Origin of the sequence: Rathayibacter festucae DSM 15932, assembly GCF_004011135.1 — a bacterium.
Taxonomy (GTDB): Bacteria; Actinomycetota; Actinomycetes; order Actinomycetales; family Microbacteriaceae; genus Rathayibacter; species Rathayibacter festucae.
Genome location: NZ_CP028137.1, coordinates 2,838,527 through 2,854,180, shown reverse-complemented (window position 1 = coordinate 2,854,180; position 15,654 = coordinate 2,838,527). Strand labels below are relative to the sequence as shown.

Genomic DNA, 15,654 nt, shown 5'->3' with positions numbered 1-15,654 from the left:
CCAGGTCAGGGGGCGGGGAGGAAACGGTTTCGGTAGGGTCGGGGCACCGTTGAGAGGAGGGCCTGTGGCCCGCACGCCGGACACGCGCGTCACGCTGGACGTCGTCGCGGCGCATGCGGGCGTCTCGAAGGCGACCGCGTCGAAGGTGCTCAACGGGCGGCCCGGCGCGTCGGCGGCGACGCGCGCGCGGGTCGAGCAGTCCCTCCGCGAGCTCGGCTACAGCCCGAGCACCCGGGCGCCCCGGGTCGGCGGCGGCGTCACCGTCGTCTTCGACACCCTGCTCAGCGTCTACTCGCTGCGCGTCCTCGAGGGCGTCGTCGGAGGCGCGCAGAGCGAGCGCGTCGACGTCACGACCGGCGTCCTCGCGCCGAGCGGCTCCGCCGACGAGTCGCTCCGCTTCGACGCCGCGTTCGTCCGCTCCGTCGCGGCGAAGGGGCACCTCGGGATCCTCGCCGTCACCACCGCGATCGACGCGGAGATCGTCGCGGCCGCCGCCGAGGCAGGGCTGCCGCTCGTCGCGGTCGACGCGCCGAACCCGCTCGACCCGTCCGTGGTGAGCGTCGGCTCGAACCACTGGGTGGGCGGGCAGCAGTCCACCGAGCACCTCGTCTCGCTCGGCCATCGGAGGATCGCCTTCGTCGGCGGCGACGCCCGCAATCCGGGGCTGCGTGCCCGCTACGGCGGCTACCGCGAGGCGCTCGCCGCGGCCGGCCTGCCGGAGGACCCGGCCCTCGTCTCCGAGCAGGGCATGGGGTCGGCCGAGCACGTGGTTCCGGCACTCCTGGCGCTGGACGATCCGCCGACCGCCGTCGTTGCGACCAACGACATCGACGGCCTGCAGACGATCCGCGCCGCGATCGCGGCCGGCCTGCGCGTCCCCGAGGACCTGAGCGTGATGGGCTACGACGACACCTTCGCCGCGCTGCCGACCGCCGTGCTGCTCTCGACCGTGCACACCCCCATGCACGACCTCGGCCGCCTCGGCCTGGAGACCCTGGTTCGGATGCACGACGGCATCCCGCCCCTCTCGCACCGCATCGAGCTGGCCACCAGCCTCGTCGTCCGCGAGTCGACAGCCCCGCCGCGCGCCTAGGCCCCTGCTCGGTGCGGGCGGCGGTCAGGCGGTCGCACCCCGCGAGGCGCGTCGCACGCCGAGCAGCACGACCAGGCGGAGGAAGCCGACCAGGCCCGTGCCCAGCAGCGCGGCGAGGAGCAGCAGCACGGCGACTCCCGCGACCCAGGTGGTGTCACCGCTGACGTCCTCGACCAGGAACTCGAGGCAGAACAGCGCGAGGCCCGCGTAGGCGAGGACGAGCACGATGATCGTGCCGGGGCGGCGCAGGCGCTGCCGCGGGGTGCGCCAGAGGGCCGGCGGCTCGAGCCAGCGGCGGAGCAGACGGATGACGAGGGTGCCGACGAGACAGGTCAGGCCGGCGCCGATCAGCACGACGCCGGCGGAGCCGAGGGGCGTCGAGTTCAGGCCGGCCAGCGACAGAGCGATCCCGACGCCGATGAAGACGGCGCCGAGCCCTCCCGCCGCCATCGCCGACCACATGCCGAAGCCGCCGCGGAGCACGCTCTCGCGCTCGGGGCGCGGCTCGAGGGGGGCGTCGACGAGGCGCTGCGGAGCGGGCGGGGTGGAGGAGGCGGGAGAGGGAGTGGCGGAGGCGGCGGCGGGCTCGCCCCACACGGGCGCCGCCCCCGTCGTCTCGACCACGTTCTCGCGGACTGGGATGTAGCGCAGCGGCGCGTCGATGCGGACCTCCGGGCGACCGCGGACGACGGCCGTCGCGCTCACGGGGACGCCGCGGGGGAGGAGGACGGGCGCGAGCAGCAGGGAGCCGGACGGGTCGATCGACCACTCCGGGGTCTGCGGCGGGGCGCCGTACCACTCGGCGGAGGAGGAGCCGGCGAGGGTGAAGGAGATCGGGCGGTCGGCGACGAAGGTCGTCGGCGGGAGGTCGGTGCGGCCGAGGTTGCGGACCGTCGCGGTGACCCGCCACCAGTCGTCGCCCGCGTGCGACAGGCGCACGTCGATGTCGACCAGCGATGCCGGCTTCGCGCGGCGCTGGCCGATGACGACGGCGACCACGGCGGCGGCCGCGACGATGAGGCCGCCGAGCAGGCCGACGACTCCGAGAACGATCTCCATGGGGCCAGTCAACCATCCGGGCGGCGGCGGGCGGCCGGGGGTGCGGGTGGGGTGGATCTCGATACGCGCGCGGGGCGCGCTACTCGATCAGCATGAGCTGCGCGCGCTGGTCGAGTGGTGGCGGAGCCATGGTGGTCGAGTAGCCGCGGAGCGGCGTATCGAGACCCGGCGTGCTTGCGGTGGGTGGATCTCGATACGCCCGCGATGCGGGCTACTCGATCAGCGAAGACGGGGCGCGCTTCCATGGTGGTCGAGTAGCCGCGGAGCGGCGTATCGAGACCCGGGGGCCCATCGCGGGGTTTGGCGGCTCGTGGCGGGGTCCGCATACTGGAGGACCGCCCCCAACAGGGAGCGTTCAGCTGCGACAGCGGAGGGTGGAGCGGTGTCGACCGTGCGTGACCGGGCCCTCGCGGCCCGCCGAACCGCCAGCATCCTGCCTCTCGCAGTGGGTGTCGCGGGGCTCGTGGTGAGCCTGGTGCTGGCCGTCGTGGCCGCCTCCGTCGCCTCGGCGCCCGTCCGCGTGCTCGGGCTGCCGCTCCCGCTGGTGCGCGGCAGCGCCGTCTGGCTGAGCGTCGCCGGCTACCTGCTGACGCCGCTGCTCGTCTTCCTCGCGACCGGCTGGGACCTCTCCTCCCAGCGCGCGCACTCCCTCCGCGACGCCCGCCGCTTCGTGCCCGACGCCCGCTTCACCCGCGCCCTCTACTGGCTGTCGGCCGCGGCGCTCGTGCTCGGCGCCTGGCACGTCCTCAACATCAGCGTCCCGATCTCCGAGTGGCTGGGCACGTGATCCGCCGCGCCCTCGCGATCGCGGTCACCGCGCTCCTGCTCGTCCTCGGACTCGGGGCGGCGGCGCAGCCGGCGAGCGCGGCGACCACGGGCACCGCCGCCAGCACCGCCTCGCTCACCGACATCGGCCGCGGCGCGATCGAGGACCTGCGCACCTGCCTCTCCTCCTCCGACGTCCTCAACGTCTACTACCTCGTCGACAGCTCCGGCTCGCTGAACACCGGCGGCGACGACGGCCGCGGCTCCGACCCGGACGTCGCGCGGGCCGGCATCCTCGCGGGCAGCCTGCAGGAGCTCGGCGGCCTCCGCGACTCGCTCACCGTCAACTGGGGCGCCGCCTTCTTCAGCCGCGCCTTCGAGCCGGCGGTCGACTGGCGGCCGTGGTCGCAGGAGAGCCCGGAGGCGCTCGCCGGCGTCATCCGCGACAAGACCCCCGGCGGCGGCACCAACTGGCTGGCCGGACTGCAGGGTGTGCAGTCCGCGCTGCAGAGCCAGCCCAGCGCCGGCTCCGCCTGCCAGCTGGTGATCTGGCTGACCGACGGCGAGATCGATCTCGGCTCCGCTCAGGCCACCGCCGACGCGACCAACGCGCTCTGCGGCGTCCGGATCGACCCCGACGGCGACGAGCCCGAGGGCAACGGACTGCTCGCGGCGCTCCGCCAGGCCGGCGTCGTCGTCCTCGGCACGCTCCTGGCCGACGGCGAGCAGCGCGAGGAGGCTCGCGTGATGTGGCCGCTCGTCGAGGGCAGCGGCGCCTACGGCGGCGGCACCGCGACCTGCGGACCGGCCGTCGCGCCCGAGGGCTCCGTCCGCGGCGCCGTGGTGGACGCCTCCGACCCGGACGCGCTCGCCTCCGTCTTCCTCCAGCTCGGCGCGCGCATCGCCGGCGGCGCGTCCGAGGCGCTCGACGCGAACGGCTCCTTCTGGATCGACCCGGGCGTCGCGCGCATCCAGGCCGTGGTGAAGGACGGCTGGACGCTGCAGGCGCCCGCCGCCTCCGGCCTCGGCACCCTCTCCGCCTCCGCGACCGCCCCCGAGGTCACCGTCACGCAGTCGTCCGGCGTCTCGCGGCTCGAGATCTCCGTCGACCGGCCCGAGCTGCAGGGGCAGTGGACGCTGACCTCGCCCGGCACCACCGAGGTCTTCGCGTTCAGCGACCTGCGGATCGTCTTCGACGACGCCAACCAGGTGCAGCGCGGCGAGGACGGCACGCTCTCCGCGACCCTCACCGCCCGCGTCCAGGACCCGGACGGCCAGCCGGTCGACCTCTCCGTCTTCGGGCAGGCGGATTTCGCCGCGACCAGCACCGCCGACGGCGCGACCGCCGATCTGCCGGGCGCCGCGATCGACGCGGCCTCCGGCGTCATCACGATCCCGCTGCCCTCCGACGTCACCGCCTCCGAGCTGCTCGTCACCGCCTCGCTCGACCCGCTGACCACCGCCGAGCACGCGATCGAGCTCGCCCCGGTCACCACGCAGCAGCGGATCACCACCGTGCTGCCCGCCGCGTTCCCGAGCGTCGCCTCGCCGCTCGTGCTCAGCGAGCTGACCGGCGCCGACGGCCGCGCGGAGGGCACTCTCGCGATCCAGGGGCCGACCGCGGGCGGCGACGGCCAGGTCTGCCTCTCCGCCGCGCCGACCGTCACCAGCGACAACGCCGACCGCGCCGACGCCTGGCAGTGGAGCTTCACCGACGAGTCGGGCACCGCCCTCGCGCCGGGCGCCTGCCTCGACGTCGCGCAGGGCGCCTCGCGCACCGTGACCGTCTCGGCCGAGAACCCGGTCGCCGCCGACTCCTCGGTCGCCGCGACCCTCCCGCTCGACCTCCGCACCGCGGGCGGCAGCAGCGCCCCGCAGACCGTCGCGCTGTCCTTCCCGTCGACCTTCCCGGTGAACGCCGCGGCGATCGGCCTGGTCGCGCTCGTCCTCCTGCTGCTCGGCGTGCTCCTGCCGCTGCTCGGCCTGTACCTCTTCAACCGGGCGAAGGCGAAGATCGCGATGAACGGCTCGTTCCAGCGCGGCACGATCCCCGTCGAGATCACGCCGGAGGGCGTCCGCTCGGCGCTGACCCATGGCCGCCTCGACGAGCGCTTCCGCTACCTCCGCAGCGAGACCGGCGTGCGCGAGCTGCCCGACCCCGAGCTCGGCCGGCTGCGCGCGCACGTGCCGTGGTGGCCGCTGAAGGCGCCGAGCTACCGCGTCGGCCCGCCCGCCGGCGGCGAGATCGTCGCCTCCCGCACCGGCACCCGTGGCACCTCCGCGGGGCGACCGCTCGGCAACGGCGGCGTCGAGTTCTCCGCCCTCCCGCTCGACGTCTTCTGGGCGATCGTGGTCTCGGAGCAGGAGCTCGAGCGCCCCCGCGGCGACGAGCCCGTCCGCGCCACGGCCGTGCTCTACCACCGCGTCGACCGCGACGACGAGGGCCAGTACGACCGCCGCCTCGAGGACCTGCTCCGCGACTCCGGCGAGCCCGCCTGGAAGACGGTCGACGTGCTCCGGCGCGAGCGGGCGGCGAAGCGCCCCGAGCGCCGGGAGCCGCAGCAGCCCGTGCCCGCCGCCCAGCCCGCGGCCGCCGAGGCCCGCTCCTCCGTCCCGCCGCGGAGCGCCCAGAGCGGCACTCCGACCGCGACCCCGCCCCGCCCCTCCTCGCCCCCGCGCCCCGGCGGCCCGCCGCCCCGGACGCAGGGCGCGCCCGGCCGCCCCGGCGGACCGCCGCCCCGCGGCCCGGCGGCTCCACCCCGCCCCGCCGCCGCCCGGCCGGGCCGGCCCCGCACCCCTCCGCCCCGCAGTCGCTGACGGCGCTCCGCCTCCCGGCACCGCCCGCACGACGACACACGACACACCGCGCTACCGCAGGAACACCGCGCGACCAGACGAAAGCAGGACCTCATGCTCAGACCCTTCCTCCTGATCGGAGTCGGCGGCTCCGGCGGCAAGACCCTCCGCGGCATCAAGTACCAGCTCGAGCTCAAGCTCCAGCAGCTCGGCTGGGAGGGCGGCATCCCCGCCGCCTGGCGGTTCCTGCACTTCGACACCCCCACCGTCCAGGACGGCATGGAGTACCAGGCGCCGTTCCTGCCCCGGCAGGACTACCGCGGCCTGGTCAGCACCGCGGCGACCTTCGACATCGTGCACGGCTCGATCACGAGCGCGCACGCGACCAACAACGCGATGCGCCACGACATCGAGCGCCAGCTGCCCGACCCGCGCCTGGTCAAGGTCGACGTGACCAAGGGCGCCGGCCAGTACCGCGCCGTCGGCCGCGCGGTCGCGCTCGCCGCCACCAAGGAGATCGCCCAGGCCGCGCGCCTCGCCATCGGGAAGATGAACGACGCGGAGTCCCTCGCGGAGCTGCAGACCCTCGGCCAGCGCCTGCGCGCCCGCGACGACGGCGGAGACGGCAGCCCGATCGTCATCGTGATCTCGTCGGTCGCCGGCGGCTCGGGAGCCGGCCAGTTCCTCGACATCATCGAGATCATCAAGTCGACCGCGAAGCAGTACCCGTGGTCGAACCAATTCTTCAGCATGCTCTACGCGCCCGACGTCTTCGATCAGCTCTCGGTCACCGCGGGCATGCCCGGCAACGCGCTCGCCGCGATCTCCGAGACGATGAACGGCTTCTGGACCGACACCCCCTCGGCCGCGACCCTCGAGCTGCTGCGCACCAAGGGCGTCGCCCCCTCCTACGGCGCCGCGATGGACCGCGTCGGCGCCGCGTACCCCTTCATCGTCGGCCGCAGCAACAGCAAGGTCACCTTCGAGGACCAGAACGCCGTCTACGACGCCGTCGCCACCAGCCTCACCGCGTGGATGATCGACGAGCGCGTGCAGGACGACATGATCGCCTACTCGTCCGGCAACTGGCAGGCCCGCTCGGCCGCCAACGTGCTGCCCGACAACTCCGGCCTGATGAGCCCGGCGCACCACTCGCCGCCGTTCTCCTCGATCGGCTTCGGCCGGGTCACCCTCGGCCGCGAGCGCTTCCTGGAGTACTCCGCCGAGCGCTTCGCCCGCTCCGCGATCGACCGGATGCTCTTCGCGCACGCCGAGGAGGACCCGCAGTTCGAGCGGATGACCGAGCGCGAGTACATCGAGAAGTCCGCGGACAGCGAGTACCAGCGCTTCCTCCGCGAGCTGCGCCTGAACGAGGAGACCGCCGAGCACAACGACGTCACCGACGCGCTGCGCGACCAGAGCACCCTCGACCTGATCAAGGCCGAGCTGCAGCGCGGCGCCGACGACGAGCTGGCCCGCCCCGAGTCGCTCGACCGTCAGGGCGGCACCGACATCACCACCTGGACCGACCGGCTCGTCAACGAGTTCACCCGGCACAGCCCGCGCCTGCTCCAGCGCGACCGCGAGGCCCGCCAGCGCCGCCTGGACGAGTGGACGCGCACGATGCCCGGCCACATCCTCGAGACGGTCTCGCGCTACGTCGCCCAGGACGGCCTGCCCGTCGTCACCGCGATGCTCCGCCGCCTCGAGCGCGGCCTCAAGGGCACCGTCGACGCGCTGCGCGTCGAGGCCCGCCAGCACGAGGAGTGGGTGGGCACCCTCAGCTCGCTCGTCTCGGACGAGCTGCGCACCTCGGCCAACCAGCAGTCGATCCGCCCGGACCAGGAGGCGGTCCAGTTCGCGATCCAGCGCCTCGGCCAGGCGCTCGAGTGGTCCTCCGAGGCGGCCCTCCGCGACTCCGCCTGGGCGCTGCTCGCCGAGCTGCGCGAGACCTTCCTCGGCCCGCTCGCCGACTACCTCGACGGCTCCCACACCGCGCTGCTGCAGCGCGTGCACTCGCGGAAGACCAGCGACGACCGCGAGAACGCCTACGAGTTCTGGCCCCGCCGCGTCGACGAGACCGTGCCGCGCAAGTACTCGCCCGCGCCCAACGAGCGGATGCTCGTCGAGCCGGAGAAGTACCCGGCCGAGTTCCAGAAGCTCGTGCGCGCCTCCGTCGACGGCGACGCCAAGTACCAGGACGCCGTCCTGCGCGTCCTCGCCGACCAGCTCGTCGGCGTCAGCCCGGACAGCGAGTCGGACGCGGGCGCCTGGTCGCTCGTCGGCAACCCGCGCACTTGGAAGCCGACCGTCACCGCGGACCCGGCCGTCGCCAACCCGGCCCAGCGCGCCTCCTTCGAGCTCGCGACCGACCCGGAGGTCTACGTCGGCCGCGCCCGCGCCTGGATGAAGCGCGACGGCACGCCGTTCGCCGCCTACATCGGCGAGGACCTGCTCGGCTTCTTCGACTCCGAGGTGCTGCCGCCCGACGTCTTCGCTGCGCGCCGCGACCGCTACCGCGAGCAGCTCCAGGCCGCCCTCGGCGCGAGCGAGCCGCTGGTCAAGCTCAACCCGGCGCTGCTGCGCGCGGTGCACGGCAAGGCGATCAACGAGGACACCTCGCTGGTCTTCAGCTCGATCCCGTTCCGCGCCGGCACCGAGATGTACGAGGTGACCAAGGGCGTGCTCGGCCAGATGGGCGTCTGGGACGACGCGACCAGCGAGTCGTGGTTCCAGGACCAGAAGGTCGACGGCATCGAGGTCTTCGCGATGTCCGGCTTCCCCTACGAGCCCATCGTGATGGACTCCGTGATGGAGCCGATCGCCCGCGGCTGGCTCGCGCAGTCGAACACCCAGGACAGCCGCGAGGCGTTCTGGAAGTTCAAGCGCGCCCGCCTGCTCGGCGAGAGCATCCCGGCGGACCCGCGCGCGATCGAGTCGATGATCCGCGGCTGGTACGTCGCCAAGGCCCTCGGCCGCCTCGCCGTCGACGCCTCGCAGGGTGAGAAGGGCCCCAAGCTCTCCGTCTGGGATCCGGCGACCCGCGCGCTCGCGGACTTCCCGCACCCGCTGCTGAGCGAGCGCAACGCCCGGCCCGCCGACTTCCCCGGCGTCGTGCTGCAGTCGCTCGCCATCGCGATGGCGCTCTGCAACGTGGACGGGACGCTGGCGCCGCTCGCCGCCTACCGCGTGCTGATCTCGCTCGGCGGCAGCCGCGGCGAGGAGACCGAGCTGGCCGAGTGGCTGCAGACCGGCGCGCTGCCGACGGGCGCTCCCGTGCCGGAGTCGTCCCGCGCCGGCAGTGCGGACGGCGACCTCGCGTCGCGCCGCTCCGCCGTGCAGGCCTACCTGACCGCCGAGCTCGCCCGCTTCGACAGCGACATCGTGCAGCAGGACGACATGGTCTCGGTCTACGACTACCCCGTCACCTGGGAGATGCGCGAGCAGTTCCGCGAGGCGCTGCTGGGGCTGGTGTCGTCGGTCGTCTCGACCGGTCCGCGCGACTCCGGAGTCTGAGCGTGCCCCCGGAGATCCGCCCGGACGGCTACGGTCACGCCGGCTTCTGGCCCGACGGCAAGGCGGCGATCGTCCTGCTGCCCAGCGGCGCGCAGGGCGAGACCCTGCTCGAGCTGGCGGCGCAGTGGACGAAGACCGGCCTGCTCGGCCAGGCCCTCTGGGTGCTGCCCGAGCACGTCAAGACCTCGCCCTACGCGCCGCCGCAGATCGAGGCCGTGGTGCTCGGCGTGGGCGCCGACCTCGAGTCCGTCGCGATCGCCGTCGACCTGTTCGAGGCGCTCGCGGAGGAGCCGCTCGCCCTCGTCCGCCTGGTCACCCTCCGCTCGGCCCTGCCCGAGCGCGAGACCGACGAGGCGCAGGACGCGGTCGCCGATCTCGTCAGCCGCTGGGTGCGCACCTCGATGCCGCTGCCGAACCCGTCGGCGACCCTCGCCGATCAGACCACGGAGCTCCGCCGGGTCACGCTGATCTGCGCGCCGACCGCGTTCCAGCTGCGTGAGCGCGTGGAGGCGCACGAGCACGGCTTCGTGGTCATCGCCTCGCCCGAGGACCGCTCGAGCCCGTGGTCCGGTGACGCCTTCGTCCGCGACGACGAGCGCTTCACCGGCTTCACGCTCACCCACCTGGCGAGCGTCGCCGGGCTGTGGAACGGCGTCACCGACGGCAGCGTCGAGCTGATGAGCCGCGAGTCCGACGGCGGCGACTCCGTCTGGATCTCGCGGGTGTTCCTCAACGCGGTGCTGACCGAGTCGCTCGGCCGCCGCGTCGCCGCGGGTGTGCTCGAGAACGCCGCCCGCCCCGACTCGCTGCTGATCGACCCCAGCGTCAGCCCGCCGCCGCCCGGCACCGCCTACATCGACGACGGCCAGATCGCCGGCTACGTCGAGAGCATGGTCGCGGGCGCGCTGCGCCTGGACGGCGGGGCGCTCACCTACGACTCGGCCGGCTCGCTCGACGTGCCGGAGCCCGAGCGGATCGGCTTCTGGGCGCAGATCGGCCGCTTCTTCGCCTTCTCGGCCGGCAAGCTCGTGCAGATCCCGCGCTGGGCCGTGCTCTGGATCACCTCGAGCGCGAACCGCTCCGTGACCCGCGCCCTGCACACCTCGCAGGGCTCGGCCGTGGTCGGGGCCGACTACGACGAGGTCCTGGACGTCCGCGACCGGCTCCTGGTCGCCGACCTCGAGCACCTCCGCGACGACGAGGGCCGCGCCCGCGCCGAGGCGGACGCGCCCGCCGCGATGGCGCACGTCCGCACGACGCCGCAGCTCTGGGCGGGCCTGCGCGAGCTGGTCTTCGGCGCGCTCGACGGCAGCGCCGACCTCCGCGACGCGGGCTTCGCGCCCGTCGAGGGAGCGGTCCCGGTGTTCGGGCGGGTGGGCGACGTGCTCGCGCTGCCGGACGACCCATGGGTGTCGTCGGGGTACGACGTGCCGCCGGGGTTCCCGGAGCGGGTCGACTGGTACGCGCTGGCGCTCGCGGATCCGCGGGAGCGGCTGCAGAACTGGGTGTCGGCGTCGGAGGCGGCGGCTGCGGCGGCTGCCGCGCAGGTGCCGGTCGAGGCCGGCGCCGCCGCTCCCGAGGCTGCTGAGGAGCCCGCCGCGCAGGAGTCCGAGGCCGGGCCCTCCGACTCGGCCGCGTTCGCGCCGCCCGCGCAGGAGACGCTCGTCGAGGGCGAGGCCGCCGAGCCGCGGACCGTCGTGCAGATCGAGGTCCCCGCGGAGGAGGCTCCCGAGCCCGTCGAGGCGCCCGTGTCCGCCTACGACGCCGAGGCGCGCCGCTCCGGCCGCCTGCAGGCGCTCGGCGAGTACGACCTGTGGGCCGGGCGGCAGAGCTCCTCGTTCGTCTGGCGCTTCCTCGACCGGATCGGTGCCGAGCGCCGCCGCGCCGAGGACGAGGTCGCGTACCTCAAGGGCGAGATCGACGCGATCCGCCCCGAGCGCCCCGGCGAGCTGCTGGGCCTGCGCCGCGAGTTCCACCGGACGCTGCTCGTCGGCTGGGTCACCGTGCTGTCGCTCGCGATCGTGGTCGGCGTCGGCATCTGGTTCGTCAACGACTACGCCTCGCGGCAGCCCGCGGGAACCTTCGATCCCGGGCTGATCACCTCTGTGCTCTTGTGGGTGCTGGTCGGCCTCGCCGGCGCCGGAGTGCTGATCACGCTGATCTCTCTCGTCCGGTACCACGCCGGCTGGTCGCGCTTCGAGCGGCGGATCCAGCTCGAGCGCACCCGACTCGCGCACTACGGCCGCAGTGCCCGCCGTGCCCGCGAGGAGGCCGCGCGACTGCGCTCGGTGCACCGCCAGGCCGTCGAGTGGCTGGTGCTGCTGTCCAAGGCCGTGCACCGTCCGTGGCACGTGCCGCCCGTCTGGACGCAGCACGAGACCTTCGACGTGGAGCGCGGCGCCATGCCGTTCGCGGTGCGCCTCGCGACCGTCAGCGGCGAGGAGACCGCGGCCGTGGCCCGCATGCGCGCCGCGATGACGTCCAAGCTCGTCCGCCGCGGCTGGCGGCACGAGGCCTTCGAGTCGCTCGTGCAGGAGATGGCGGCCGACTACGGCGCCGGCCAGGGCTTCGGCCTGTCGGCGCTGGACGAGGACCTCCCGCACTCGTCGAACCACACCCGGCGGATGCTGCTGCGCGCCCTCGACGACGAGTCGCTGCTCACCCGGATCGCCGCCCCGCGCCTGGCCGACATCGTCGCCTCCGTGCAGCGCGACGAGGAGGCGATCGCCCGCCCGCGGGTCCGCCCGATGGGCACGAATCCGCTGAACGCGCTGCGCCGCCCCGAGGACTTCGAGGGCGTCGAGCTCGACGTCCCGTGGGACGACTTCCTGCTCGACTCGCTGACCCGCGCCGACCCGATGACCCCGGTGAGCGCCACGGTGCTGACCGAGCTGCAGGTCGGCGAGCGCTACCACGAGCGCGTGACGAGCTTCCTCGTCGCGCCGTCGCGGCTGCAGGAGCGGCTGCGCTTCGACCCGTCGGCGCCGATCCACGTGGTGCCGTTCGAGGCGTCAACGGGGTCGCCGGTGGATCTGGTGTGGCGGGTGGACGTCGTCGGGCCGGTGCCGCGCGCGGCGATCCGGCTGTGGGACGGGGCGGTGCGGGCCTCGGCGCCCGTCGTCCCGGCTGACGGCGACTCGGGGGTGTAGTCGGTGGTCGGCAGGCCGCCGCCGCCGCGCCCCGGTGGAGTGCGGCGGGTGGGGGCGCCGGGGCTCTCGCGGGGTGCTGGGCGGCCGGGGGCTCCGGCCCGGTACCGGCGGGTGCGGCGGGCGCCATGGTGGGCGTGGATCGTCGCGGCGGTCGGTATGGGTGCGGTCGCGTTCGCGGTGGTGGGAGTGGGGGAGACGGTCGGGACTCCCGGTGCGGGGTCTGCGTCCGGCGTCGCTGCTGGTCCTGCGTCGACCGCTCCTGCTTCGACCCCTCCCGCGACGGCCGCTCCGTCCGCCGCTGCCGCGACGGCCGCGCCGACCGCATCCATCCCCGCGTCACCGACGGCGGATCCCGCCGACCCCGCAGAGCTCGCGCTGGCGACCCTCGCCGCGCTCCCCGTGGACGACGGCCGCGCCGACGTCCCCTACGACCGCGACCTGTTCGGCGAGTCCTGGAAGGACGTCGACCGGAACGGCTGCGACACCCGCAACGACATCCTGGGCCGCGACCTGCTCGACCCGGTCTTCAAGCCCGGCACCCGCGACTGCAAGGTCCTCTCCGGCACCCTGGTCGACCCGTACGACGGCACCGCGGTGTCCTTCGTCTCCGGGAGCGACACCTCCCGGCTGGTGCAGATCGACCACGTCGTCGCCCTCGGCTGGGCCTGGCACCACGGCGCGTGGGCGTGGACGGACGAGCAGCGTCTGCTGTTCGCGAACGACCCGGCGAACCTCGTCGCCGCCTCGGACGACACGAACCAGTCCAAGAGCGACGCCGGCCCGGGGGAGTGGCTGCCGCCCGCCGCAGAGCTGCGCTGCGGGTACCTGGAGCAGTTCGTGGGGGTGCTGGGGGCCTACGGGCTGGCGATCGGGGCGGAGGACCGGGAGGCGGCGGAGGCGGTGCTGGTCGGGTGCTGATGCGCGCCGGGGGTGGGCAGCCCGCGGTGCATGCGCGTGCCGCTCGGCTAGCCTGAGCGGCACTATGGCCTTCGATGTGGACGCGGACTGGGACGACCCGGACCCGTTCGACCGGCCGGCTACCCGTGGGCGCCCCGTCCGCCGCCTTTCGGCCGGCGAGGACCGCGTCACCGCGATCCTGCTGCTCGTCCTCTTCCTGGCAGTCGGTGCCGTCCTGTCCTTCTTCGTCCTGGTCGAGCAGCTGGCAATGGATCGGTGCGGCGGAGCCCCGGGCGAGTGCGACTACGAGCTCCTGAGTACGACGACCGTGCTCGTCCCCGGAGTCGTCGCACTGACCTCCCTCGTGACGGTCGTCGCACTCGTCCGACCGGACACGTCGCGTCGGATCTGGTGGATCCCCGCGATCGGCACAGTGGCCGCCGTCCTCGCGTTCCTGCTCGCGTCGGGCCTGGTCTTCGTCGCGGTGCACTGAACGGTGGAGCTGGTCAAGAGCCTCGTCTTCAGTGACTTCGCACCACCGCGTTTCTCCTTGCTGCGCACTGCCGCACCGTGATCCAGGTCAAGTCAGAATGGCGACAACTCTTCACTAAAGAGACACGAGCGTACCTCGCCAATAAAGGGCTTTGATATTCCTACTCTCGGGCCATGCCCGATCTCACTCCCGCAACCCTTTCCCTCGAGTTGGGAGTCTCGCAGAAGCGAATTCGCTCCGTCCTGCGCGAACAATTCGGAACGCTCGACCCGTCGACGACGCGCTGGAGCTTGAGCGAGGAGCAGGCCAATTTCGTTCGCATGCGCATTGCACGTCGCGGGACGAATGGCACGCGCTTCACTCTCGTTGAGGGTGACCAAGTCCTGAGGCGGGCCGTCCACGGAGCATACGGCGGCCAGCAGCAGGGCGGAATTGCGACTCCGAAGTCGCTCGGCGAAATCTTCATCTTTACTGATCCGGCGAAGGGGGCTCGCTACGGGTACGACCGTTTCGAGGGCCTACGCGAGGACGGCTCCTACTCCTACACCGGCGAGGGCCAGATCGGCAATCAGACCTTTGTTCGCGGCAATCTGGCTCTTCGTGATGCTGCCGTTCAGAACCGCGTCATCCGGCTCTTCACGGTGCAGGGTACGAGCGTGACTTACATCGGGGCCTTCACCACGGGAACTCCGACCTACCGCTTTGAGACCATTCCCGACACCGAGGGAACGCTGCGACAGGGCATCATCTTCACCCTCGTGCCGATCAGCGCCGACGTCTCGTCACTCCCCGCGTATGGCGGACGCCCGGTGGCGTCAGCGGAAATCTCCGAGTGGACTGCCCCGGAATCATCCGATGTTGTGATCGCGGGTGCGGACCTCAGCCCGATCGAGGAGCGGGTTGTCTCCCGCGTGGAATTCGAGCTGCAGGCGGCCTTCGGCGAGTGGCTGGCGGAGAACGGAACTCCGCCGAGTCGGCTCACCCTTCCCGTCGGCTCTACCCGGATTGAGCCTGATCTGTACGTGAAGTCCAGCGGCTGGATCGTCGAGGCCAAGAAGTCGACTGCTCGCGCCTATGTGCGCACTGCTATCGGCCAGGTTCTCGATTACGCCCACGTCGCCAATGGCCTCGGCTGGGCGGCGGTGCCCGTCATCCTGCTGCCGGGTCGTCCCGAGTCAGATCTCCTCGAACTGATCGGACGGCTCGGGATCATCACCGCGATCCGCACGGAGGACGGTTTCGACCTCGTCGATCCCTAAGCCGTCAGGAGAGCGACGGCGGGCAGATCGGCGGGTGCCCATTCCAGCGGAGTGAGGTCAGCACGCGTGACCCACAGCATCGAGTCGTGGTCGGTGCTCGACGTGGGAGTCTCCGAGGAGAGCGTCGCCCAAAAGCACGACAGCCTGATCACGCGCGTAGAGCCTGCGGTGTCGTCGACCGTCAAAAGCTCGCCCACTTCGATATCGACGCCGAGCTCTTCGCGAATCTCGCGGGCGAGCGCCTGTTCGTGCGTTTCGCCGGCCTCGACCTTGCCGCCCGGGAACTCCCACTTGCCGCCGGCGTCCTTCTCGGGTCGGCGGCGGCACGCCAGGATGCGGCCGTCGCTCTCGATGACAGCGGCAACAACCTCGAGGACATCCACGACTCCATCATGGGGCACCCTCACAACGAAGGTTGAGGGGCGGTATCGGCCCGCTTGTGCTGCCTTCCGACCGCTCAGCCTTCGTTTCGAGGCGGAGCCGCCCGGCGTGATGCGCCTCCGCCCGCACTTTGACGCCCCCGCCACCCCCGTGTTACGTTCGCTCTCGGACATGTGACTGGTCGTGCAGGCAGGATCCGACGAAACGCGTACGAAGCGTCGTCGGGTCCTTTTTTTGTGCCCGGAC

10 protein-coding genes are annotated in these 15,654 nt (G+C 73.0%); 8 read left to right on the top strand and 2 right to left on the bottom strand.

Annotated elements, in window-relative coordinates; all coding sequences use genetic code 11:
* Nucleotides 1-64: 64 nt before the first annotated feature.
* Complete coding sequence (locus C1I64_RS13155; RefSeq protein ID WP_164874541.1) at nt 65-1,093, top strand: LacI family DNA-binding transcriptional regulator; 1,029 nt, start codon at nt 65-67, stop codon at nt 1,091-1,093.
* Between the two features lie 24 nt (nt 1,094-1,117).
* On the opposite strand, the gene C1I64_RS13150 is transcribed toward C1I64_RS13155, so the two are convergent.
* A complete protein-coding gene (locus C1I64_RS13150) occupies nt 1,118-2,152 on the bottom strand; it encodes a hypothetical protein (protein ID WP_127887504.1) in 1,035 nt (344 codons plus the stop codon).
* A 382-nt stretch (nt 2,153-2,534) separates the two neighbouring features.
* Here C1I64_RS13150 and C1I64_RS13145 point away from each other — a divergent pair, with 382 nt between their 5' ends.
* From C1I64_RS13145 to C1I64_RS13115, 7 genes are all read left to right on the top strand, one after another.
* Entirely contained in the window at nt 2,535-2,939 is a 405-nt protein-coding gene (locus C1I64_RS13145) for a hypothetical protein (protein ID WP_127887503.1), read from the top strand.
* On the top strand, nt 2,936-5,734 hold the full coding sequence (locus C1I64_RS13140) for a hypothetical protein (RefSeq protein ID WP_127887502.1): 2,799 nt from the start codon (nt 2,936-2,938) through the stop codon (nt 5,732-5,734). The genes C1I64_RS13145 and C1I64_RS13140 overlap by 4 nt, the downstream gene beginning before the upstream one ends.
* A 93-nt stretch (nt 5,735-5,827) precedes the next feature.
* Nucleotides 5,828-9,229 (top strand): tubulin-like doman-containing protein, encoded by a 3,402-nt coding sequence (locus C1I64_RS13135; protein ID WP_127887501.1) that lies wholly within the window; start codon nt 5,828-5,830, stop codon nt 9,227-9,229.
* A gap of 2 nt (nt 9,230-9,231) precedes the next feature.
* Nucleotides 9,232-12,378: a hypothetical protein gene (locus tag C1I64_RS13130; protein ID WP_127887500.1), complete on the top strand. Its 3,147-nt coding sequence runs from the start codon at nt 9,232-9,234 to the stop codon at nt 12,376-12,378.
* A gap of 399 nt (nt 12,379-12,777) precedes the next feature.
* Nucleotides 12,778-13,296 carry an HNH endonuclease family protein gene (locus C1I64_RS13125; protein ID WP_244209477.1) on the top strand — a complete coding sequence of 173 codons (519 nt, stop codon included), beginning with the start codon at nt 12,778-12,780 and terminating at the stop codon, nt 13,294-13,296.
* Nucleotides 13,297-13,360: 64 nt separating this feature from the next.
* On the top strand, nt 13,361-13,768 hold the full coding sequence (locus tag C1I64_RS13120; RefSeq protein ID WP_127887498.1) for a hypothetical protein: 408 nt from the start codon (nt 13,361-13,363) through the stop codon (nt 13,766-13,768).
* A 173-nt stretch (nt 13,769-13,941) separates the two neighbouring features.
* Nucleotides 13,942-15,027, top strand: coding sequence for an SRA domain-containing endonuclease (locus C1I64_RS13115; protein ID WP_127887497.1), 1,086 nt, complete (start codon nt 13,942-13,944; stop codon nt 15,025-15,027).
* Here the strand turns inward: C1I64_RS13115 and C1I64_RS13110 are convergent.
* Nucleotides 15,024-15,410 (bottom strand): (deoxy)nucleoside triphosphate pyrophosphohydrolase, encoded by a 387-nt coding sequence (locus C1I64_RS13110; RefSeq protein WP_244209476.1) that lies wholly within the window; start codon nt 15,408-15,410, stop codon nt 15,024-15,026. The two genes, C1I64_RS13115 and C1I64_RS13110, sit on opposite strands and share 4 nt — an antisense overlap.
* Between the last annotated feature and the right edge of the window lie 244 nt (nt 15,411-15,654).